Raw genomic sequence first — 22912 nt, forward strand, 5'->3', positions numbered from 1 at the left:
GTCTTATCTATAATATCTACTACGGAATTAATGTTATGTCGATGTTTAGCTGGTTTTCGATAACCAGAACAATTCGTAAGGCCTTACTACCAATTTGCCATTTACGAACTTCACCTTTGACCCCGAAATAAGATTAATGGGGTTCGATTTTGACCCATAGGACTTAAGGGAAATTTCATCTACGGTCTGAGGAACTTCGTCAAAATTACATACCACCAGTACACCTTTGTCATTGACTGAGGGTCTTTCGTAGACCAAAATGTGCGCATTGTTGGTATCGTACAAAACCAAGTTATTATTATCAGCGAACACTTCGTGTTCTTTGCGTATGCGAATCAAATGCTGCAGAGTAAAGAATATCTTGGATTGATGGTTTTTTAAAACATCGAGTTGGTCAATAGTCCTCCAATCTTGGTGGGGCCGGTTGATCCATCGACTATCTTCTTTTTTATCCGAATCCGTTGTATACGTATAGTCGTTCAAGGTTCCTATTTCATCCCCTGCATAAATTAGGGGTATGCCACCATAGGATAGCACAAGACCATGCATCATGATTATTTTATCAATGGCTTGGTCTATTTTAGCCTGGTTCTTTTGTTCAAGGGCCTTTTCCAATCCCAATAAGGAGGCAGCGCTTCCGGTTATCCTTCCATCACCTGTTTTCGGATTGTACATGAACATTTGACCTTTCGCTGGAGACCAATCGATATTTTGACAATAATAATCCAAAAGAAATTTGCGGTGCGATTGGGCATCCCAGCCAATATCGTGGATATGATGATCTTCGAACCCAAGACCTATATCATCATGGCATCGTATATAATTGATCCAGGTGGTTTCCTTAGGCTTTTTCGGCAGATTAAGTATGTTTTTATACAGTAATACCGTTTTTTTTGTGGCGATAGCATCCCATAACAAGGCCATTAGGGTAGCATTGTAGGCAATTTCACACTCGTTTCCCTTCAAATTCCCCGTACCGAAATATTTTATGATTTCTTTCGGGGCGACGATGGCCTCTGCCAAAAAAACGACTCCTGGAGCGATTACCTGCAGGCACATCCTGAACAACGAAATCAATATATGTGCCTCGGGCAGGTTTTGGGACAGGGTATCCAGTTTTTTCCACATAAACGCCAGGGCATCCAAACGCACCACATCCACACCAAGATTCACCAGCTTTACCAAATTGGCCAACATTTCGATAAAGACCAAGGGATTCGAATAATTAAGATCCCATTGGTATTGGTTAAAGACGGTCATAACCCATTTTTGCATTTCGGGGTTGAAGGTGAAATTACCTGGGGAGGTCATTGGGAATATTTCAGGAAGCGTATTCTCATATGCATCGGGAAGGGTACGGTCTGGGTAAATATGGTAATATCCTTGGTATTTTTTCTCGCCCGCCATGGCTTTTTTTGCCCAAGGGAATTCGTTGGAAGTATGATTGGCGACAAAATCCAACATTAGGAACATATTCTTGTCGCGCATTTTTTCGGTAAGCCTTAAAAGGTCATTTTTTGTGCCAAACTTTTGGTCTACCTCGTAGTAACTGTTTACTGCATATCCTCCGTCATTCTCACCCTTGGGGCGCGGTGTAATGGGCATCAGGTGAATAAAATTCACCCCTAATTTTTCAAGATACCCTAGTTTGTTTTCCAACCCCTTTAGGTTTTCATTGAAATGATCAACGTATAACTGCATACCGACCAACTGTTCGGACTGATACCAATTTTCCTGCTTCAAACGCATTATGTCAAGTGATTTAAGCGAAGAAGGCCTTTGCTTAAACAGAACAGGAAGCGTGTCCAAAAGTTGCTTAAATGAGTTCTCGAATTCTTTTTCTGGATAAAGCGAAAAAAACAAATCCTTGATCAAAGTGAGATTGGTGGCCATCCTCTGTTCAAAGAGTGCTTCTACATCGCTAGTTCGCTTTTTTTTGGTTTCAAAAGCGAGATATTTATGAAGGGATGCTTGATTCATTCGATGGCAAGAAGTTGTTCCAGATTGGGCAAGGACGGAATTGCGCCAAAGTTAGTGGTTGTCAATGCACCGGCCTTATTGGCTATCTTAACAAAATCAATTAACAAATCAATATTTTCAAGAATTTCCAAAGGGTCATGTAAACCGGCTATTTGGTAGAGTAAGCAACCGATAAAGGCATCCCCAGCCCCTGTTGTATCTACCGGATTTACCGGTATGCTTGGGATGGTGTGTTTGGTGGTTTCGGTGCTTAGTAAAGTACCTTCACCACCTAGGGTTATGGTTATGACCTTCGTACCTACTTCGTGCAAAAACTCACAACATTCCTCTAAATTTACCTTGCCCGATATTAGACGGGCCTCTTCCAAACTAAATTTGCATAAATGCGCTTTCTGCACAAAAGGCATGCATTTTTTTACAAAGATATTTTCATCACCCTTCCAAAGGTCACTTCGAAAATTGGGATCAAAACTAATAAAGGCATTTTGGGTCAGGGCATCAAAAAAGTACCGCCCATAAGCATCTTCCAAATCCCCACCTAATAGGGCCGTGGCGGCACCAAGATGCACTATATTGTTTTGGAACGATTTTTTAATCTTAGAATCATATTTCAATTTCTTATCCGCTCCACGACTAAACACAAAATCACGTTCCCCATCTTCCGCGATAGAAACAAAAGCAAGTGTTGTAAAGTTTTTAGAGCGTTGTGCCAGGCTAATATCAACATGGTTGTCCTCTAAAACACCTAGTAAAAAGGATCCGAATTGATCTTCTCCCACACAACCGATGAATTTGCTTAAGCCGCCCAGTTTGGCAATAGCGCAGGCCACATTTGCAGGGGCTCCACCTGGTTTTTTTGTGAACACTTCAGCTTTCGCGAGATCGTTCCCTTGATTTTCAGCTACAAAATCGATCAATAATTCCCCAATACAATAAACTTTCTTCATTATTTTATGTACTTGTAGAGCCCAAGGTAATTACAAAATGGGACTTATTCCAAAATTTTATATGAATTTCTAGTGAAGTAAGTCTGAAAGGCGTCTCACCATTCGGTCAAAAGGCAGTACACCTTTTTACTATTTCGCAGACTTCTATCAGGATGACATTTTAGCTTGACATACCGCACATATTGTTGGTTGAATCGTAGATGTCCAAAATTCTTGCTTTATTGGCAATCTCTCCTGGATGAATTCTTTGTTGTGGTGTGGTAATTGTTTCGTTTTATACTTCGGAAGAGGCTACTTTTGTTACATTCGAATTTTGTTTTGGTCGAGCAATTCAATCCACGATTTATCGCATCCATCATTATAAAATTAATGGAATGCAAAAAGCGCATTAAAATATAGCATAGTGGCTGAAGACACTACTATATTCCAACACGCTTTGGCGCATTACTATCTGAAACCCCTTACATTTTTAACCACACTTGGACGAACCGCAATCCGTACAGGTAAGACAGCCTTCTTGGTAGATTAAATTGGTTGATTTGCAATTGTCACATTTTTGTCCTTTGGCCATGGTACCATCTTCAACGAACCGTTTTAAAGCTCGTGCTACCCCATTTTTCCAGGTATTTATCGATTCACCTTCCAATTGAAGGCTATTGATCAAATCCACTATTTTTTCAATCGGCATCCCGTGGCGTAAGGTGCTCGAAATCAGTTTAGCGTAATTCCAAAATTCTGGATTGAATTTATGTGAAAGTCCTTCGATGGTCGTCTTGTATCCCCTTTTGTTCTCGTATTGAAAATCGTAGCGTGAGGTACCATCTTCATTCCTATTTTTAATGATCAAGCCTCCTTCGACCCAACGAGGTATTAAGATACCGTCCTCATCATCGGCCAATCCGGTGAAGATTTCGTAGGGTTTATCATCAATTAGACCAATAAAGGCAATCCACTTTTCCTTATTGTTTTGAAAACGAACAACATCGGCCTCCAATACTTCAGGTCGTTTTGTTGGGAATAAGGTCAATTTTTCTTCGGCCTCGGGTTCATTGGAAAGCAATACCCCAGATCGAGAACCATCACGGTAAACCGTCACCCCTTTACAACCCGCTTTCCAAGCTTCCAAATATAAGGTACCCACTAATTCTTCCGGGGCATCATTAGGCAAGTTAATGGTGACACTGATAGAGTGGTCTACCCATTTTTGTACCGCCCCCTGTAAACGTACCTTGCTCAACCAATCAACATCATTGGAGGTTGCCTTGAAATAAGGGGATTTCTTTACGATTTTATCAAGAGCGGCTTGGCTGTACGATTTTTCCGTGTCCAGGTTATTGGCCTCCATCCATTGTTTGAATCCATGGTGGAAAACCACATATTCCTCCCATGAATCGCCAACTTCGTCAACGAAAGTCACTTTCGCATTCTTATCGTTGGGATTAACTTTTCGCCTACGTTTATAAATGGGAAGAAAAACAGGTTCTATCCCCGATGTGGTCTGTGTCATTAGGCTTGTTGTACCGGTCGGGGCAATGGTCAATAATGCAATATTACGACGACCGTATTCCAACATTTCGTAATATAATTTTTCATCGGCTTCTTTGAGTCGCAGAATAAAAGGATTATCCTTTTCCCTTTCGGCATCAAAAATCTCGAACGCTCCGCGATCCTTGGCAGCATGCACTGAAGCTCGGTAAGCTTCCAGGGCAATTGTTTTATGTACTTCGACCGAAAATTCGTTGGCTTTTTCACTACCGTACCGTAATCCTAAAGCCGCCAACATATCACCTTCGGCAGTTATACCGATTCCGGTTCGCCGACCATTAATGGCCTTTTCCTTTATTTTTTGCCATAACCGTATTTCCACGGCCTTGGTTTCTTCCAATTCCGGATCAGCAATGATCTTCGCTAGAATACCATCGACCTTTTCCAATTCCAAGTCGATAATATCATCCATAATGCGCTGGGCTGCTGCAATATGTTTTTTAAATAGTGGGAAGTTGAATGCTGCTTTTTCAGTGAACGGTTCTTCCACATAGGAGAATAGGTTTATGGCCAATAATCTACAGGAATCGTAGGGGCATAAGGGAATTTCACCGCAGGGGTTGGTCGATACCGTTTTGTAACCAAGATCAGCATAGCAATCGGGCACTGATTCATTGATAATCGTATCCCAGAACAAAATCCCAGGTTCTGCGGATTGCCAAGCATTGTGTACAATCTTACTCCATAATTTATTCGCTTCGATTTCCTTCGAAAATCTTGGATCAGCACTATGTATGGGAAACTTTTGGGTGTAATTGGTATTGTTCTCCACCGACTTCATGAAGTCATCATCTATTCGCACAGAAACGTTGGCTCCCGTAACCTTACCTTGTTCCATTTTGGCATCAATAAAATCCTCGGCGTCGGGATGATTGATGGAAACTGATAACATTAAAGCTCCACGGCGACCATCTTGGGCCACTTCCCTAGTCGAATTTGAATAGCGTTCCATAAAGGGCACAAGACCTGTCGAGGTCAATGCCGAATTTTTTACGGGCGAGCCTTTTGGTCGTATATGGGAAAGGTCATGGCCTACACCACCACGACGTTTCATTAATTGTACTTGCTCTTGATCTATTTTCATGATTCCCCCATAAGAATCTGAATTACCGTCATTTCCTATGACAAAACAATTGGATAACGAGGCTATCTGATAGGGGTTGCCTATACCTGCCATAGGGCTGCCTTGGGGTACAATATATTTAAAGTACTTGATCAAATCATATATCTCCTTTTCAGATAGGGGATTGGGGTATTTTTGCTCAACGCGGGCAATTTCCTTTGCTATCCGATGATGCATATCATCGGGGTTGAGTTCATAGATATTCCCTTCAGAATCTTTAAGGGCATATTTGTTTACCCATACTTGGGCCGCTAAATCGTCGCCTTTGAAATAGGCCAAACTGGATTGATAAGCTTCTTCTTGGGAAAATGTTTTCCTTTGGGATTGGATTGTTTTTAATTGCATTTGTGAATAATATGGTTTTAAGTGCTTAGTAAGAAAGTATAAAAGTAGACAAAAAGAAAAGAATTGATTTATGACAAATGTCATAAAGTATACAAGAAAATATACTTAAAACACAGATAATCAGGTAAATAAAAAATTATCAACAAAATAAAGTTAACAAATTTATTTAAGTGTTCATTTTGATTCCGTAACAATCCAAATCATGGTCAGACCAATAATTTATTGGGTTTTCCACTTTGGAACATATAAAGAATTCCTTACCTTTTAACAAATTAAAAAATTGGCAACATGAACTTATTTGATGAAATAAAAAACAAACTGAGTCACGAATTTATTGATATTATCGAATGGTTGGACACTTCAAATGATACCATTGTCCATAGGTTTGAAAGATATCAGAATGAGATCAAGAACAACGCGAAATTGATCGTTCGAGAAGGGCAAACGGCCGTATTTGTCAATGAAGGACAATTGGCGGATGTCTTTAAACCGGGCACTTATACCTTGAATACGAAAAACCTACCTATACTTACAACCTTAAAAGGATGGAAATATGGTTTCGACAGCCCCTTTAAAGCAGAAGTTTATTTTGTGAGCACACGTTTGTTCACCGATGAGAAATGGGGGACTAAAAACCCGTTTATGCTGAGCGATGAACGTTTTGGCTTGGTTGAGATTAGGGCATTCGGCACCTATAGTTTTCGGATTAATGATCCTGGTAAATTTGTGGTCGATGTCGTGGGAACCGATGGTAATTTTACGAACTATGAAATTAATGAGCACTTAAAGAGTTTGATTGTGACCCGGTTTACCGATACTGTAGGGGAGGCCAATTTACCTATCGAATTGTATGCGGCCAATACCAGTGAGCTTTCTGAAACCTGTCAAGAGGTTATGCAACCTGAATTTGGTCGTGTGGGTATCGAATTGGAAAAATTCTATATCGAGAATGTTTCCATGCCCGAAGAGCTTAAAAAAGAAATATTTGAATATAGTCGACTTGATAAATTGGATATGACCAAGCTTTCTCAGTTCAAAGCCGCAAAGGCCATGGAGGCAGCGGCCAAAAACGAGGGAGGAACTGCTGGTGCAGGCATGGGTATGGGTATGGGCTTTGTTCTAGCCCAACAAATGGGTAATATGATGAGCCAACCAGGAACCCAACAGCCTTTTGGTGGGCAACCGCAACAAGTGGCAGCTGTACCTCCGCCAATGCCCGCACAGGTATACTATCATTATGCGGTTAACGGGCAACAAGCCGGACCGGTGACTTTCGATAAATTAAAAGAGCTATTCGCAAGTAGAACCATCAATAGGGATTCCCTAATATGGAAACAAGGCATGGCCAATTGGACAGCTCTAAAGGATATTGAAGAATTAAAGGTATTCCTTGGGGGTAGCACACCACCACCATTACCATCGGCATAAGTGACCATATAACTGTTTTTTGAATTTCCACTTCAATTTGGAAAAGGCATCATTTGTGTATGGAAGAAACCCTTAATTCAGAAGTAAATAAGCCCTGTGCCAATTGCGGTGCCGAACTTAAATTCAAACCAGGTTCGCACCAACTTATATGTGCATATTGCGGTTACGAGGAATTTATTGAACAGGCCAAAAGCAGTTTTGAGGAGCTTGAACTGCAACACTACCTTAAAATCGTTGGGGAAAATGCCTATACGGAAACCATAGATCTACTCCACTGTAAAAACTGTGGGGCAAATCAACATGTTGAGGAGAATTATAAATCCCTTGATTGTGTCTACTGCGGGGAACCTTTGATTCGTGAAGATATTGAGAAAGAGGGGTGGATCTTGCCAGGGGCTTTGGTTCCATTTAAATTGGATGCCAAAAAAGCAAGAACGATCTTTAAGAATTGGGTCCGAAGTATTTGGTTTGCCCCAAATAATTTAAAACGGGCAGCTTTGGATCCGGAAGGCCTCCATGGTTTGTATGTACCTTACTGGACGTTTGATTCCAATTTATTCGCGACATATCAAGGGCAACGTGGGGATTATTATTATGAAACCCAAAGGGTACGTACCAAAAATGGGATGCAGACCCGACAGGTTCGCAAAACAAGATGGTCACCCGCCTCTGGAACGGTCGAAGGTTTTGTCGATGATATCCTGATCAACGCATCGGAAAAAAAACGAAGGGAGATTCCGAATAAAATAGCCCATTGGAATTTAAAGGAATTGGTTGTTTTCAATTCAAAATACTTAGCAGGTTTTGTGACTGAAAAATATACCATATCCTTGAAAGAGGGGCACCATCAATCTTTTCAAGAAGCCAAACATATAGCTTATACTTGGATCCGGAGGGATATCGGAGGGGACACCCAGCGTATCAACCATGCCGATATTAAATTATCAGATGAAACGTTTAAGCATATTTTACTCCCGGTATATATTAGTGCATATAGGTACGGCGGAAAGGAATACCTCTTTTATATCAATGGGCAAACAGGGGTGTTGAGCGGTACAAGACCTTATTCTTTCTGGAAAATTTTCTTTTTTGTGCTTTTTATTGTGGTTATAATTGCCCTAATATCGATTTTTGCAAAATGATTACAAGTAGAACATTGGTCATAGGCGATATTCATGCAGGTTTGAAAGCACTTGAACAGGTTATGCACAAAGCTGGGGTTTCACAGAGTGACAGACTGATTTTTCTTGGCGATTATGTAGACGGTTGGAGTACTGCGGTGGAAACCGTGGATTTTTTGATCGAACTCGAACAAACCCACAATTGTCTATTTTTACGCGGCAACCATGACGAACTCTGTTCCAATTGGCTACTTACAGGGGAGGATAACCCAATGTGGCTTCAACATGGCGGGGTATCAAGTGTGCGTTCATATAAAAAAGCAGATACTTCGACCATTGAAAAACACATTCGATTTTACAATGCATTGATAAATTATCACAAGGATTCCGACAATCGATTATATCTTCATGCGGGTTTCACCAATGTTAAGGGTGTTGAACATGAATACTTCCCTAAAACTTTTTATTGGGACAGAACGCTATGGGAATTAGCCCTATCATTGAATCCTAGCTTACAGGAAGACCATGAACATTTTCCGAAAAGGCTTTTACATTATAATGAGATATTCATCGGCCATACCCCTGTTACCCGCATAGGCAAAATCACCCCACAAAAGGCTGCCAACGTTTGGAACATGGATACAGGAGCTGCATTTTTAGGCCCGCTATCAATAATGGATGTGCATTCAAAGGAGATTTGGCAAAGTGACCCGGTTCATACCTTCTATCCCGGTGAAAAGGGCAGAAACTAAAATTTAGCACAACTTTATCTAAATTTTATGGATATAATTGTACTTTAATAAAAACAAGTGTATGGTTAAGAAGAATATACGATTAGAGGTTATGCAGGCCATTGAGCCAAAAGTGGGGGAATTTATGGACTCCTATTTGATACCCATTGAAGATATTTGGCAACCCTCTGATTTTCTTCCCGACCCTGATAGTAATGGGTTTTTAAATGACATTGAACAATTACGGGAAGAATCGAAGGAATTGGGCTATGACTTTTGGGTGACTATGGTGGCGGATACTATTACCGAGGAAGCGTTACCAACTTATGAGGCATGGTTAATGGATGTAGAGGGAATAAATCAGCATGAGGGCAAGGATAATGGTTGGTCTAAATGGGTACGGGCATGGACAGCGGAAGAAAACCGACATGGCGATGTCCTAAACAAGTATTTATATTTATCCGGGAGGGTTAATATGCGTGAAGTTGAAATCACTACACAGCATTTGATTGCCGACGGATTTGATATTGGGACAGATAGGGATCCCTACAAGAATTTTGTTTATACTTCATTCCAGGAATTGGCTACGAATATTTCCCACAAACGGGTTGGGCAAATGGCCAAAAAGAAAGGCAATGCCCTCTTGGGAAAAATGTGTACGATCATTGCTGGGGATGAAATGAGGCATCATTTGGCGTATCGGGAGTTTGTGAAATCCATATTCGGGGAAGATCCCTCTGGGATGATGTTGGCTTTTGCCGATATGATGAAGAAAAAAATCGTAATGCCTGCACATTTTTTACGGGAATCAGGTGGAACTATAGGGACCGCCTTTGAGAATTTTTCTAACTGTGCGCAGCGCCTGGGCGTTTATACGGCTAATGATTATATTGATATTCTTAAGAAATTGAATTCCTATTGGGAATTGGATACGGTGCGAAATCTTACTGACGAAGCCGAAAAGGCACGTGATTATTTAATGAAACTTCCAGACAGATTACACCGCATTTCTGATCGGATGTCCTTTCCAAAAGATCAATACCATTTTAAATGGGTAGAGGCCAATGGAACATTATAATAAAAAACCGGTTCATTTTTAAACCGGTTTTTTATTATATGAATGGATTATAACTTTCCATGGTCATGTTTGTCTTGCCATTTTGCAAGTTCCTTCCATTTGTTTTCGTAGCACATTTTGGCTTGCATAGGCCATGAGGCTGGATCATGAACTTTATAACGATTGCCACCGCTATCAAGTATTTTTTGACAATCGGAGACTGCGGTTTCAGAAAGGGCTTTCCAAGTCTTTATCCCAGCGTCATTGAACATTCCGGCAATTTTAGGACCAATTCCCTCAACAACCTTTAAATCATCCTTTTTAATCGCCTTACCCAAGGCAGCTTTCGCCGCTTCCGCATCAAACGAAATTACCTTTTCTTCTTTTGTAAAGGAAGTGGCCGCAACTGCACTACTTACACCGGTTACGGCAGCGCCCGTGGATAGCTTGCCTTTACAGGCATCCAAATCGGCCTGAAGTTTCGCATTCTTATCTTGTAAGAGTTTCAAATCGCCAGAATTGTCTATGGTCTTGCTTTTACCTTTCCCTATAAGGTATCCGAAATACGCACAAAGTAAACCTACTAATAGCGGAATTAACCAGCACCAAATATTCATTGTTGAAAAATCCATTTTTTATACGTTTTATTATATTAGTTATTTAATTTAAAGTGATTACGGTTCGTCTGTTTTGGTCCCTACCCTTTTTCGTTGCATTACTTGTCATGGGTTTATCAGGACCTTTTTAAGTTTGCGTTGTAGATAAATTCCCTAACGTAAAAAAGAAAATTTTACGAGACGGATTCAAGCGCTATAAGAGCCATAACTTCTTTTCGGGCTCCTTCTTTGATCACATCCCACATTCACTGCAACATGTGATGAAGAAATAAGTCCCCGCCAGGATGGTTATGATTATTCCAAGCAGGTTGGTTGTTTTTTTTGTCATAGACTATAATGATTTAGTGTTGAGTTTACAATGTATTAAAAAAAACTTATATTTTGTTAAAAACTACCTTTTAAATCCTCTAAATCAAGACGGTATAGTATTGCTCGTTTTGCTGTTCGAACCCTTTTTCCACGCGATCTTTAATATTTGAGTACATGTATGCTATTTCAATAAAAAGACGAAAGAAGAAGTGTACACCCAAGTCGTTTTGAACCTAGTTCAATAAGAGAGGTAATGGTTCTAAGTATAACCTTTAGGAAAGGAAATAAGTAGTTTGCCTTGAAGCATTGCTATAAAAAGGGTAAATATGTACATCTATACACTAGTTAAGACCAGTGGTACAGAAAAACTTGATTTCACCTGAAATATGATGTAAGTTTAATTATTCAAGAACATAATAGAACCCAATCGTATGAAAGCGAAAATTAAAAATTTGTTGATGTTTTGTTGTATGGTCATTGTTCTGGGCACCCAAGCTTTGCTAGAAGGTAGTTGGAAAGTAGAACCTTCTAAAAGCAAAAGGGTAAAGGCTTGATTTTTAACAGGGCATTCAAAGGGATGGAAGACAGTAATTTCTTTATAGTTTGAGTTAGTTAGTTAGATTAGTTGGTAGGGTAAACCCGCTGACCGTTTGAGCCAGTCAAGCTTTTGGCATGACGAAGGAGCTAAAGGGTCAGCGGGTTTCTTTTTGGATTAGAAATCAAATTTAATACCTTGTGCCAATGGCAATTCAGTAGTATAGTTAATCGTGTTCGTTTGTCTTCGCATATAGATTTTCCAAGCATCAGAACCTGATTCACGTCCGCCACCAGTTTCCTTTTCCCCTCCAAAAGCGCCACCGATTTCAGCACCTGAAGTCCCAATGTTTACATTGGCAATGCCACAGTCGCTACCTGCACAGGAAAGGAATTGTTCCGCCTCTCGCAGATTGTTGGTCATAATGGCAGAGGAAAGTCCTTGAACCACCCCGTTTTGAAGTGCTATGGCGTTTTGGACATCACCCGAATATTTAAGCAAATACAGGATAGGCGCAAAGGTTTCATGTTGTACAATTTCATATTCATTCTTTGCTTCGGCTATTGCCGGTTTTACATAACAATCACTTTCATATCCGTTTCCTTCTAATACCCCGCCTTCCACAATAATTTTCCCACCTTCTTCAACAACCTTTCTCAATGCACCTTGGTACATTTTAACGGCATCAGTGTCAATTAATGGACCAACGTGATTGTTTTCATCCAGAGGATTACCAATTCGTAATTGTTCGTAAGCATTTACTACAGCATCTTTAACGGTATCATAAATCGATTCGTGAATGATTAGCCTTCTAGTTGATGTACAACGTTGTCCTGCAGTACCTACAGCGCCGAAAACGGCGCCAATCACCGTCATTTTAATATCGGCGTCGGGTGTGACTATTATGGCATTATTGCCACCAAGTTCCAATAATGATTTTCCCAATCTGGCCGCTACAGCTTGGGCAACTATTTTACCCATTCGTATTGACCCTGTTGCCGAAATCAATGGCACTCGTTTATCATTGGTCATCAATTCACCGACTTTGTAATCACCATTGATCAAGCAAGAAATGCCTTCGGGTAAATTATTGGCTTTAAAAACCTCAGCTGCAATATTCTGACAGGCTATGCCACATAAAGGTGTTTTTTCCGATGGTTTCCAAACACAGACATCCCCACAAACCCATGCCAAAGCGGTATTCCATGCCCATACAGCTACAGGGAAGTTAAAAGCTGAAATGATACCTACTACACCTAGAGGATGGTATTGCTCGTACATTCGGTGCCCTGGACGTTCGGAGTGCATAGTAAGTCCGTGGAGTTGTCTTGAAAGACCAACGGCGAAATCACAGATATCGATCATCTCTTGAACCTCACCCAAGCCCTCTTGGTAACTTTTACCCATTTCATACGAAACCAATTTTCCTAAAGGTTCTTTTAATTCACGAAGTTTGTCACCAAATTGTCGTACAATTTCACCGCGTTGGGGTGCAGGTGTGGTTCTCCACGTATTAAAAGCTTGGGTAGCCGTTGACATCAACTTTTCATAATCGGCTTTGGTAGTACTGTTGACCTTTCCGATCAATGTCCCATCTACTGGGGAATACGAAGCAATGGTTTCTCCAGAGCCAAAGCATTGACTGCCTGTTGAGGTGCCCTTGTTGACTTCTTCTATTCCTAATTTTTTTAAGGCATCCATGATGCCGAAATCCGTTGCTATTTTTGACATTTTATAACTTTTAGGGCGTTTATTGTTAAATTTTAGACAAAGCTACAAATAATCGGGCTTTGGTTTGTCTAGGGTTTCAAATAAGTAAATAAAATTAACTATCGTAAAAAAAGCAGTATAATCGCAATAATCGCCGGCAAAGCCTGAACGAAGAATATTTTCTTATCTGCTGAAAGGGCACCATAGATTCCGGCAATGGCCACACAGCCTAAAAAGAAAAGTGCAATATTCGATTTCCAGTAAGGGTCTGTGATAAAAAAGGTCCAAATAAGTCCGGCAGCCAAAAACCCATTGTAAAGGCCTTGATTGGCAGCTAGTGGTTTGGTAGGTTCGAATAGTTCTGGCGGAAAGTTCTTGAACACCTTTCGGCCTCTAGTGGTCCAAGCGAACATTTCGAACCATAAAAAATAAAGGTGCAATATTGCAACCAAGCCTATAAGTATATCGATGGTAATTTGCATAAGCTAGTCATCTGTTGTAAAGCGTTCGTCAACTGGCATAACCGTTCCACAATTATCACAGGTTCGCAAGTCTTCAGACCCGTAAAAATGTTTAAAATGGCTTAAAAAATCTTTTTCAATATCATTCAAGGTAAAATACACCTCATATAGTTTGTGATTACAATTATCACAAAACCAAAGGAGCCCATCATCAACTTTCATATCAGATCTTTTTCGCTCGATGACTAACCCAATAGACCCTTTGTGACGAACCGGCGAATGGGGTACCTTGGCGGGGTGCAGATACATGTCGCCAGGGCCAAGTTTCATCGTCTTCTTCTGACGATTTTCCTGGATATGGACTTCGATATTACCTTCCAACTGGTAAAAAAGTTCTTCGGTCTCATTATAATGATAATCCTTGCGGGCATTGGGCCCTGCCACGATCATAACGATATAATCCCCAGATTCTTTATATAGGTTTTTATTGCCTACAGGGGGCTTCAACAATTCCCTGTTTTCCTCGATCCATTTATTTAAATTAAAAGGGGGTGATATAGACATAGTAACTATTTGAATGTTTACAGTTTGGTAAAACAACCGATTCTAGCCTTTTTATATGGCCAGTGATTCAAATGTAAGAAAAGAAAGCGGGACTTCGGATTTAACGATAGAAGAGCTGCGTAAAGTACAAATTTCCCTGGGGGTCTTTCTTAACGCTAACCGCAGTGTGGGTAAAATTGCCTTCCATTGTTTTCTTATGATCGGAACTTGCCAGCCAATTTTCAAAAGCTTCCACCGCGGAGACATAATCCTTGGCAACATTTTCGGCGACAAATTCGGCATTGACCGCAGAAGCTATGCTCGAGGCCCTTGAACTAAATCCATCATGGCTGATATTACCGGTAGTGATCATATAGTCATTATGGTCATTCGCATATTCATAGGCAACAAGGCTCAATTCCAAAGAAGTGTAGCCCAATGAAACGCGATGGACATTAACAATGTCCAACAGTTCATTCTCAACTTCGAGGGCATTCTTGGCCTCTATTATATTTGTCTTATCCAATGATTCCTTTGAACATGAACCTAAAATAGCAACAAATAAAATGAGGAATGCATGTGGCAATCTCATCTTCATACAATGTTCTAAATTGCAAGTAGGTAGACTATAAAATAAGTAGGAGGAGAATTGGGAGTCTCTGATTAAAAGTTGAATGGGGTTGTTCAACTGCTGTAATGATAGAGAAATTTGCCGTATAATCATATGAAAGATACTTTTTTTTCGATGAAATGCATCCAACATTTCAAAATCAGCAATAAGAACCCTTTATTTTTCTTATTTAAGTGGCTTAAACCAACGATACATCATCGATTTTATATCCCAGCCCTAAAAAGAAAGGTATTTTGGAATTTCAATTTCATGCTATACCAGAATGGATTTTTGAACAATCTCCACTACTTTTATAATCAAATTATTCGTCCATGAAAATTATCCAAATATTGCGCCTGTCTTTCATCTTCATATTTCTTATCGGATGTACTTCAAAAAAAGAATCTTCAATTGGAAAATTTGACGAATTGAACAAATACCAAGAATATATTTCAGAAGTGAGTCACGGTATTATTTCGGCAAAAAGCGATGTTCGGGTAGTGCTCAATCAACCCATTGAATCCTGGAATAATGGCGATGAGCTTGATAGTGATCTACTTGTGGTCGAGCCAAAGGTAAAAGGAAAGGTGGTCGCCTTGAATAATAGGACCATTGCATTTGTTCCGGAAAAAAGTTTTAGACAGGATACCGATTATACGTTTACATTGGTTTTAAAGAACATCATAGACGATATTCCCAAAGACCTTAGAACGATGGTCTTTGGTGTACGAACCCAAAAACAACAGTATAATGTCTATACCGAACCTGTGCAATCGCATTCAAAAAACCTGCAGTATATCAATGGGCAAGTGCGAAGTTCTGATGTAATGTCATTGTCTATATTGAAGGAGCTTATTGTTGTCAAGCGAAACGGAAAAATCCTCGAACTGCAGTTTGACGCTGCCGTGAGCGAAGGCAACCAGTTTTTTTTTAAGATCGATAGCATACAACGGTATGAAGACGATACCGAACTTGAAATTTCTTGGGACGGATCTAAGTATAATATTGACAGTTTTGGAAAGAATGTAATCAAAATACCGGGAAAGAACAATTTCACGGTTTTGGAAGCCTTGGTGCAAACTGGGGAAGAGCAACTGGTATTGATTAATTTTTCAGATCCTATTAAGAAAGGCCAAAATTTTAAGGGATTGGTTGTTTTGGAAGGTGTTGATAGTCCTAAATTCTCAATTGATGGGAATACTTTGAAGGTATATCCTAACACTGATATGAAAGGTACTGCCCAACTAGAGGTTTTTGAAGGAATTGAAAGTGTAGATGGCTATAAATTAAAATCGAAATTCGAGGAACGCATGGCCTTTGAACAGATAAAACCCGAGGTTCGGCTTTTATCCAATGGTACGATTTTACCCTCTTCAAACAACTTGAAGATTAATTTCGAAACCGTAAATCTAAAAGCAGTTAATGTTTCTGTTTTGAAGATATATGAAAATAATATCCTACAATTCCTTCAAGGTAATACAATCGACGGCAATTATAATTTGCGTTCCGTTGCCCGACCAATTGCCAAAAAAAGAATCGTCTTAGAGAATCGATTGTCTAACACCAACGGTAAATGGTCGGCACACGCTTTGGATCTCAAAACCTTGATTACCCCTGATGTTGGAGCCATTTATAGGGTAGAATTCGATATTGACCCTTCTTTCAGTTCCTATCAATGTGAGGCGACAAATTTTGGGACTGTGACCGATATCGAAGAAAATTTTGATGAGGACCAGGAAGATAGTTCTTGGGACGACATGGAAACCTATTATGAGGATTATTATTATAATTATGATTGGAACGAGCGTGAGAATCCTTGCCATACTTCCTATTACTATAACAAGGTAATCGGCATTAATGTATTGGCCAGCGACCTTGGTGTCACCATAAAGAAAGGGGTGAACAATAGCTATTTTATCGCTGTAAATGATATTTTGAACACGAATCCCGTTGCCGGTGCAAAGGTTACGTTCTATAATTACCAACAACAAGCCATAGGCAATGTCACTACGAATGTCGAAGGCACGTCGATTTTTGATGCCCAAAAGGTGGCATACTTCGCCATAGTGGAGAATAACGGACAAAAGACCTATGTTAAACTCAACGATGGCAATGCGCTTTCGGTAAGCAAATTCAATGTTGCAGGGGTACAACTGCAAAAAGGGATCAAAGGTTTCCTCTTTGGGGAACGTGGTGTTTGGCGTCCAGGTGATCAAATCTTTCTTTCCTTTTTATTAAATGATAACGCTAACAAACTTCCCCCAGACCATCCCGTGAAACTTGAATTGTTGGATCCCTACAATAAAGTCGTCTTACGTGAAATTCAAAAGGCAGGATTGAATAATTTTTATCACTTTGCCATTAAGACCGAGGAGAATGCCCCTACGGGCAATTGGTTGGCAAAAGTATCGGTCGGTGGGGCTTCATTTACCAAAACCATTAAGATAGAAACCATCAAACCCAATCGATTGAAAATAAAAACGGAGTTTGAACAGGAAGTTCTTTCGGGTTCCAATCCGATCAATGGGTCTTTGGAAGTGAAATGGCTTCATGGAGCCACTGCAAAAAACTTGAAAGTTGACCTCACAGCGAAGTTTAATGCCCACAAAACAAGTTTTGAGTCCTTCCCGGGTTTTGTTTTTGATGACCCGACTAGGACTTTCACCGCTGAGGAACAGCGTGTTCTTGAAGGTAGATTGAATACCGAAGGTAAGGTCGATTTTAGTATGAAGCCACAACTTACTAACAGGGCACCCGGGATGCTCAATGCTGCGTTTATTACAAAAGTATATGAAAATGGTGGCGATTTTAGCACGGATGTATTTGTTAAACCGTATTCCCCCTATAAAACATATATAGGGTTGAACACCCCTAAAGGCGATAAAACCAGAGGGATGTTGTTGACCGATACCCAACATCGTTTTGAGGTGGTTTCCGTGGATGAAAAAGGAAATCCCAAAGCGGTTAAAAACCTAAAGGCGGCCATATATAAAGTCAATTGGAGGTGGTGGTGGGATACGTCTGCCGATAACCTCAGTAACTTTAGCGGTAGCAATTACCGCGAGAAGGTATTCGATGTCAACTTGAGTACGAATGCCAATGGAAAAGCAACTTTTGATTTTGAATTGAAATATCCTGATTGGGGCCGGTACTTGGTACTTGTTGAGGATCCAAATGGAGGCCATGCCACAGGAGAGACCATTTATATAGATTGGCCGGGTTGGGCAGGAAAATCCAGAAAAAATGATCCCTCAGCAGCTACGATGCTTGTTTTTACGGCAGACAAGGAAAATTATAAGGTAGGGGAAACGGCCAAAGTGACCTTCCCTAGTTCCGAGGGCGGAAGTGCTTTGGTCACTGTGGAAAATGGAAGTGAAGTGCTAGAATCTCTTTGGGTTTCGACCACAAAGGGAGAAACCCAATTCGAACTGCCTATAAAGGCACTTTATACACCAAATGTCTATATTCATATTTCACTTCTGCAACCACACGCTTCAACGCTCAATGATTCTCCTATTCGCTTGTATGGGGTAATTCCGATTGCGGTTGAAAATCCAAAAACGAAATTGCAACCTGTTATTACGATGCCAGAGGTGTTGCAACCCGAGGAAATCATAAACCTAAAGGTAAGTGAGGCAAAAGGGAAAGCGATGACCTATAGTGTCGCCATAGTCGATGAAGGGCTATTGGACCTGACGCGATTCAAAACCCCAGACCCATGGAATACCTTCTATGCACGGGAGGCTTTAGGGGTAAAGACATGGGATGTCTATGATGATGTAATCGGTGCCTTCGGCGGGCGTATTGATCAGGTGTTTGCTATAGGGGGTGATAGTGAATTGGCAGGTGCAAAAAACAAAAAAGCAAATCGTTTTGAACCCATGGTCATTTATTTGGGACCATTTGAATTGAAGGAAGGTCAATCCCGAACACACCAAATTAAAATACCCAAATACGTAGGTTCGGTCCGGACTATGATCATAGCCGGGGAAAACACGAGCGGGGCCTATGGAAGTGCCGAAAAGACCACTCCTGTTCGCAAGCCATTAATGGTATTGGCATCCTTACCACGAAAGATTACGCCTGGTGAAAAAGTAACCCTTCCTGTTACGGTATTTGCCATGGAAAATAAAGTGAAGAGTGTCACAGTTAAAATCAAGGAAAATCAAGCTTTTACCATCGATGGTGCTAATTCACAGACGATTTCGTTTACCCAACCCGATGAGAAAATGGTCTATTTCAATTTGAATGTGACCGATTTCATAGGCATAGGAAAAGTAATTGTAGAAGCCTCTGGGAATGGTGAAAAAGCTTCTTTTGAGATCCCTATAGACGTGGTGAATCCCAATCCTATGACATCCACTGTTGAAGATTTGGTTCTTGACGCCCAAGGAAGCCAAACCATAGACCTACAAACTTTTGGAATTACCGGCAGCAATTCGGCCCAAGTCGAATTTTCAACCTTACCCCCCATGAATTTCAATGGCCGTATGAAATATTTGATCCGTTACCCCCATGGATGTATAGAACAGGCAACTTCTGCCGCCTTTCCTCAACTATATTTGTCCGATATCTTTGATTTGGATGGCAATCAAAAAAAACAGATTCAAAAACACGTGGAAAATGCCATTCAACGGTTGGGAGGTTATCAATTGCCAAATGGAGGATTCTCCTATTGGCCAGGTCAAGGTAGCGTCAACGATTGGGGCACTTCTTATGCCGGACATTTCTTGTTGGAAGCCGAAAATAAGGGTTATGTACTACCTATCGGGTTTAAATCGAGTTGGGTAAGTTATCAGCAACAGATTGCGAAACAGTGGCGAAGCGGTTCTGGAAATTCTGATTTGGCACAGGCCTATCGCTTATATACATTAGCGGTGTCGGGGAATGCCGACGTGGCTTCTATGAATAGATTAAGGGAGATCAATAACCTATCCAATGAATCCAAATTCCGCTTAGCGGCCACCTATGCTTTAATAGGTCAAAAACGTGTTGCAGATCAGTTGCTGTCGACTACTACGTACGATTTTGACGACAATGAACATAATTACTATACCTATGGTTCGGAAGCTAGAAATAGGGCGATGGCCCTTGAAACATTGATTTTGATGCAAGACAAGGTCAAAGCTCAAGAAATGGCCAAGACTGTAGCCCGGCAATTGGGCGAAAAGCAATGGATGAGTACCCAGAGCACGGCCTATTGTCTTTTGGCGATGGCCAAATTTGCTGAAATGGTGGGCGGAAAAGGAATCAAGGCGAAAGTTATCCTAAATGGTACTTCGTTTGATGTAAATACACCCAAAACATTGGCAAATCATGAGCTCGGAATCAAGGCAGGTAACAATCGTATTACTTTAAGCAATATGGAACAGAATACGCTTTATGTGACGATTGTCAACAGTGGAATATTGCCTGTTGGGAAAGAGAAGGAGTTTCAAAGAAACCTTAAGGTCAGTTCCGTATTCAAAAGTAGGGATGGATCATCAATGGATGTGGCCAAAGTGATGCAAGGTACCGATTTTGTTGCTGAGGTTACATTGACCAATACGTCGGGTAACAAAATTGAAAATGTGGCATTGACCGAAATTTTCCCTAGCGGATGGGAAATTGTCAACACTCGATTTACCGATTTCGGCGACTTCGCACAAAATGAAGTTGACCACACCGACCTTCGGGACGACCGTGTTAATTTCTATTTTACGTTGAAGAAGAATGAGACTAAGACTTTAAGATTGTTACTGAATGCATCTTATTTGGGCACGTACTATTTGCCAGGAGTACAGGCAGAGGCCATGTATGACAATGACTATGCAGTACGAACCAAAGGAAGATGGGTAGAAGTGGTACAATAATCGAAAACTATTAGGGTAGGTAAACGTTAAAGCGAAGCCTTTTTGGCTTTAAGAACCAAAACTTCTGTGTTAGAAATGTGGTCGACCCAAGCAATGGCGTCTTCCAAGGAATTGAACCATCGTAACTTCGTATTTACGAACATTCTTTCGAGCATGGCATTAAAATACCCTGTCTTGGTATAGCTTACGATGCCATAGGCTTTAAGGTTGTAACTTAGTTTAAAGAATTTCTTCCAATCTGTTGGGACCAATGAGTAATCGTTCACCCTATTGGATATATAGACTAAGTCCTTTCCATTATTATCATAAAGGTTAGATAACTCCTCAGCAATCGTCTTTCCATGCTCATTCCACGAAATATGGACATCCTCATGGAATTCGCCCACAATAAAAGTATCGAATAGATAGAAATCACCGAAACTATAATTGATTTCGTGAATTGCCCTGTAATAATATGGTGTATCCCTCAACTTTTTCAATGCGCCCTCATTTTCTCGTTCTCACCTACAAAAGAATAAAAACCAATACAATTGCAGGTCATAAATCGTTAAATAGCCGTTTTAATCTCTAAAATGCCGAATCAATACTTTACAAGTTATTGTTCTACAAGTTGTTATGCGAATCGGATTACATTTTTTGAGCCAATTGAACCAATCCTCAAGAATGATTATTTTTCGCCTCTACGATTCCCAGATTACTTGGCTTATGACCAATTTAATTCTATTCGTTGAAATAAACAGTGCTGCAAATACTATTTTTTCTGGGTCGATTCTTGAATTAAAATAAGGTTTTCCTAGACTATAACTTAGGGTATTTATAGATGACGATCAGTGAACACCTATTTTAAGAAATCGGGTGTTGGTATGTAGTAAGGTCGAAAGGTCTAGGTATTGGCTTGTCTTTGATGGAATTCGTTTAATACTGTATGATTAAAAAAACCTGTATTTAAGAAAGCGTTTTAAAATGATGTTCTAATTACTCTTCTTCGTTCTTATTATCCTTATCCGTCCCTTTAAGGACCTTGGAAAATACCAATGCCCCAATCTCTTTTATAGGTTCGTAAAGAATAGATTTTTCAAGCGTATCACTATGTACCAAATTCACCGAAGAATTGGCTCGTTCAAAGAAAATCAAAAGAGCACCGATAATCACGGCCACTTTAAGGGTCCCAAAAATGGCTCCCGCTAATTTATTCAACAGGCCCAACATAGCAAAGTCGGCTATTTTAGTTAAGAATTTTGCGGCTAATTGCACTACAAGAACGATGATAGCAAAGGTAATGATGAATGCCGTAATATTTATATAACGCTCGTTCCACTGCATGTTTTGTGAGAGGTATTCCCCTGCGATATAAGAAAAGTGGATGGCCCCATATAGTCCGGCTATCAAGGCAATAATTGAGGCGATTTCAACAAATAATCCATTTTTAAAACCGGTGTAAAGGCCATACAAAAGCAAAAGACCTAAAACAATATCCAAAATTCCCATTTTCTTACATTTTAAAATGATGTCCCAAGAAAAACTTGGGATTAACGCTACGCTCAGTGTTGGTATGGGGTCAAATTACCAAAACAAATAACTGAACAAAGATAGAACATTGATTTGTACCTTTGGAACAGAAAACAGGACTATGTCTAGAGACCTACTACTAAAGGAACGCTGGGAGCTTTTGGTTAAAAAGCTATCGGTACAATTCGCCGATGGTGACCCCATGGAGTTGGATGCCATTATATATTTGGTCGGGGTTCAGGAATTGGGGCAATATCACAGGACCTTTAAAAAAGAAGAGAAATTGAATCTTATGCATATTGCCATTTGTAGATTATTGGAACCTTATGGATATTACGAATTCGATTTTTTCGATGAAGAAGGTTGGCCACATTATACGATAAAAGAGGAATTGCCAGCTTTAAAGTCAGGGGAGCAATCCGTGTTGATGAAAGAGGCGATCGTAGGGTATTTTTTGGAGAAGGAATATATAAATTAATGGGTAATAAT

The 22912-nt window shown here is 40.3% G+C and carries 16 protein-coding genes; 6 read left to right on the forward strand and 10 right to left on the reverse strand.

The annotated features are described in order from the left end of the window. Positions 1-45: 45 nt before the first annotated feature. The 3 genes from HPE63_RS11760 to HPE63_RS11770 all read right to left on the reverse strand — a co-directional run bounded on the left by HPE63_RS11760 (position 46) and on the right by HPE63_RS11770 (position 5940). Positions 46-1980, reverse strand: a complete 1935-nt coding sequence (locus tag HPE63_RS11760; RefSeq protein ID WP_188314470.1) for an amylosucrase — start codon at positions 1978-1980, stop codon at positions 46-48. Then, on the reverse strand, positions 1977-2927 hold the full coding sequence (locus HPE63_RS11765; protein ID WP_188314471.1) for a carbohydrate kinase family protein: 951 nt from the start codon (positions 2925-2927) through the stop codon (positions 1977-1979). Before HPE63_RS11765 ends, HPE63_RS11760 begins: the two co-directional genes overlap by 4 nt. A gap of 469 nt (positions 2928-3396) precedes the next feature. Beyond that, complete coding sequence (locus HPE63_RS11770) at positions 3397-5940, reverse strand: adenosylcobalamin-dependent ribonucleoside-diphosphate reductase (RefSeq protein ID WP_188314472.1); 2544 nt, start codon at positions 5938-5940, stop codon at positions 3397-3399. 288 nt (positions 5941-6228) lie between these two features. Between HPE63_RS11770 and HPE63_RS11775 the strand changes: the two genes are divergently transcribed. The 4 genes from HPE63_RS11775 to HPE63_RS11790 all read left to right on the forward strand — a co-directional run bounded on the left by HPE63_RS11775 (position 6229) and on the right by HPE63_RS11790 (position 10298). Then, a complete protein-coding gene (locus HPE63_RS11775) occupies positions 6229-7368 on the forward strand; it encodes an SPFH domain-containing protein (RefSeq protein WP_188314473.1) in 1140 nt (379 codons plus the stop codon). 59 nt (positions 7369-7427) lie between these two features. After that, entirely contained in the window at positions 7428-8510 is a 1083-nt protein-coding gene (locus HPE63_RS11780; RefSeq protein WP_188314474.1) for a DNA helicase PriA, read from the forward strand. Beyond that, complete coding sequence (locus HPE63_RS11785; protein WP_188314475.1) at positions 8507-9241, forward strand: metallophosphoesterase; 735 nt, start codon at positions 8507-8509, stop codon at positions 9239-9241. The genes HPE63_RS11780 and HPE63_RS11785 overlap by 4 nt, the downstream gene beginning before the upstream one ends. 61 nt (positions 9242-9302) lie before the next feature. Further along, positions 9303-10298 (forward strand): acyl-ACP desaturase, encoded by a 996-nt coding sequence (locus tag HPE63_RS11790; RefSeq protein ID WP_188314476.1) that lies wholly within the window; start codon positions 9303-9305, stop codon positions 10296-10298. Between the two features lie 47 nt (positions 10299-10345). On the opposite strand, the gene HPE63_RS11795 is transcribed toward HPE63_RS11790, so the two are convergent. The 5 genes from HPE63_RS11795 to HPE63_RS11815 all read right to left on the reverse strand — a co-directional run bounded on the left by HPE63_RS11795 (position 10346) and on the right by HPE63_RS11815 (position 15050). Next, positions 10346-10909, reverse strand: a complete 564-nt coding sequence (locus HPE63_RS11795) for a hypothetical protein (protein ID WP_188314477.1) — start codon at positions 10907-10909, stop codon at positions 10346-10348. 1006 nt (positions 10910-11915) lie between these two features. Continuing rightward, the gene (amaB, locus tag HPE63_RS11800) at positions 11916-13469 is read right to left on the reverse strand and encodes an L-piperidine-6-carboxylate dehydrogenase (protein ID WP_188314478.1); all 1554 of its coding nucleotides are present in this window, start codon (positions 13467-13469) and stop codon (positions 11916-11918) included. 98 nt (positions 13470-13567) lie between these two features. Then, positions 13568-13930 carry a DUF1304 domain-containing protein gene (locus HPE63_RS11805; protein WP_188314479.1) on the reverse strand — a complete coding sequence of 121 codons (363 nt, stop codon included), beginning with the start codon at positions 13928-13930 and terminating at the stop codon, positions 13568-13570. A gap of 3 nt (positions 13931-13933) precedes the next feature. Further along, positions 13934-14473: a 3-hydroxyanthranilate 3,4-dioxygenase gene (locus tag HPE63_RS11810; RefSeq protein ID WP_188314480.1), complete on the reverse strand. Its 540-nt coding sequence runs from the start codon at positions 14471-14473 to the stop codon at positions 13934-13936. A gap of 100 nt (positions 14474-14573) precedes the next feature. After that, the gene (locus HPE63_RS11815) at positions 14574-15050 is read right to left on the reverse strand and encodes a CAP domain-containing protein (RefSeq protein ID WP_188314481.1); all 477 of its coding nucleotides are present in this window, start codon (positions 15048-15050) and stop codon (positions 14574-14576) included. 344 nt (positions 15051-15394) lie between these two features. Here HPE63_RS11815 and HPE63_RS11820 point away from each other — a divergent pair, with 344 nt between their 5' ends. Beyond that, a complete protein-coding gene (locus tag HPE63_RS11820) occupies positions 15395-20914 on the forward strand; it encodes an alpha-2-macroglobulin family protein (RefSeq protein WP_188314482.1) in 5520 nt (1839 codons plus the stop codon). 26 nt (positions 20915-20940) lie between these two features. On the opposite strand, the gene HPE63_RS11825 is transcribed toward HPE63_RS11820, so the two are convergent. After that, on the reverse strand, positions 20941-21393 hold the full coding sequence (locus HPE63_RS11825; RefSeq protein WP_188314483.1) for a hypothetical protein: 453 nt from the start codon (positions 21391-21393) through the stop codon (positions 20941-20943). A gap of 496 nt (positions 21394-21889) precedes the next feature. Beyond that, entirely contained in the window at positions 21890-22402 is a 513-nt protein-coding gene (locus HPE63_RS11830) for a CvpA family protein (RefSeq protein ID WP_188314484.1), read from the reverse strand. 142 nt (positions 22403-22544) lie between these two features. Between HPE63_RS11830 and HPE63_RS11835 the strand changes: the two genes are divergently transcribed. Continuing rightward, entirely contained in the window at positions 22545-22901 is a 357-nt protein-coding gene (locus HPE63_RS11835) for a hypothetical protein (RefSeq protein ID WP_188314485.1), read from the forward strand. The last annotated feature ends 11 nt before the right edge of the window (positions 22902-22912 follow it).

The organism is Maribacter arenosus, assembly GCF_014610845.1.
Taxonomy (GTDB): Bacteria; Bacteroidota; Bacteroidia; order Flavobacteriales; family Flavobacteriaceae; genus Maribacter_A; species Maribacter_A arenosus.

Bases quoted from the DNA above. Each gene is read 5' to 3' on its own strand.
- HPE63_RS11765 (WP_188314471.1), bottom strand. From the start codon at position 2,927: ATGAAGAAAGTTTATTGTATTGGGGAATTATTGATCGATTTTGTAGCT.
- HPE63_RS11830 (WP_188314484.1), bottom strand. From the start codon at position 22,402: ATGGGAATTTTGGATATTGTTTTAGGTCTTTTGCTTTTGTATGGCCTT.
- HPE63_RS11775 (WP_188314473.1), top strand. From the start codon at position 6,229: ATGAACTTATTTGATGAAATAAAAAACAAACTGAGTCACGAATTTATT.
- HPE63_RS11760 (WP_188314470.1), bottom strand. From the start codon at position 1,980: ATGAATCAAGCATCCCTTCATAAATATCTCGCTTTTGAAACCAAAAAA.
- HPE63_RS11780 (WP_188314474.1), top strand. From the start codon at position 7,428: ATGGAAGAAACCCTTAATTCAGAAGTAAATAAGCCCTGTGCCAATTGC.
- HPE63_RS11815 (WP_188314481.1), bottom strand. From the start codon at position 15,050: ATGAAGATGAGATTGCCACATGCATTCCTCATTTTATTTGTTGCTATT.
- HPE63_RS11810 (WP_188314480.1), bottom strand. From the start codon at position 14,473: ATGTCTATATCACCCCCTTTTAATTTAAATAAATGGATCGAGGAAAAC.
- HPE63_RS11805 (WP_188314479.1), bottom strand. From the start codon at position 13,930: ATGCAAATTACCATCGATATACTTATAGGCTTGGTTGCAATATTGCAC.
- HPE63_RS11795 (WP_188314477.1), bottom strand. From the start codon at position 10,909: ATGGATTTTTCAACAATGAATATTTGGTGCTGGTTAATTCCGCTATTA.
- amaB (WP_188314478.1), bottom strand. From the start codon at position 13,469: ATGTCAAAAATAGCAACGGATTTCGGCATCATGGATGCCTTAAAAAAA.
- HPE63_RS11790 (WP_188314476.1), top strand. From the start codon at position 9,303: ATGGTTAAGAAGAATATACGATTAGAGGTTATGCAGGCCATTGAGCCA.
- HPE63_RS11770 (WP_188314472.1), bottom strand. From the start codon at position 5,940: ATGCAATTAAAAACAATCCAATCCCAAAGGAAAACATTTTCCCAAGAA.
- HPE63_RS11820 (WP_188314482.1), top strand. From the start codon at position 15,395: ATGAAAATTATCCAAATATTGCGCCTGTCTTTCATCTTCATATTTCTT.
- HPE63_RS11785 (WP_188314475.1), top strand. From the start codon at position 8,507: ATGATTACAAGTAGAACATTGGTCATAGGCGATATTCATGCAGGTTTG.
- HPE63_RS11835 (WP_188314485.1), top strand. From the start codon at position 22,545: ATGTCTAGAGACCTACTACTAAAGGAACGCTGGGAGCTTTTGGTTAAA.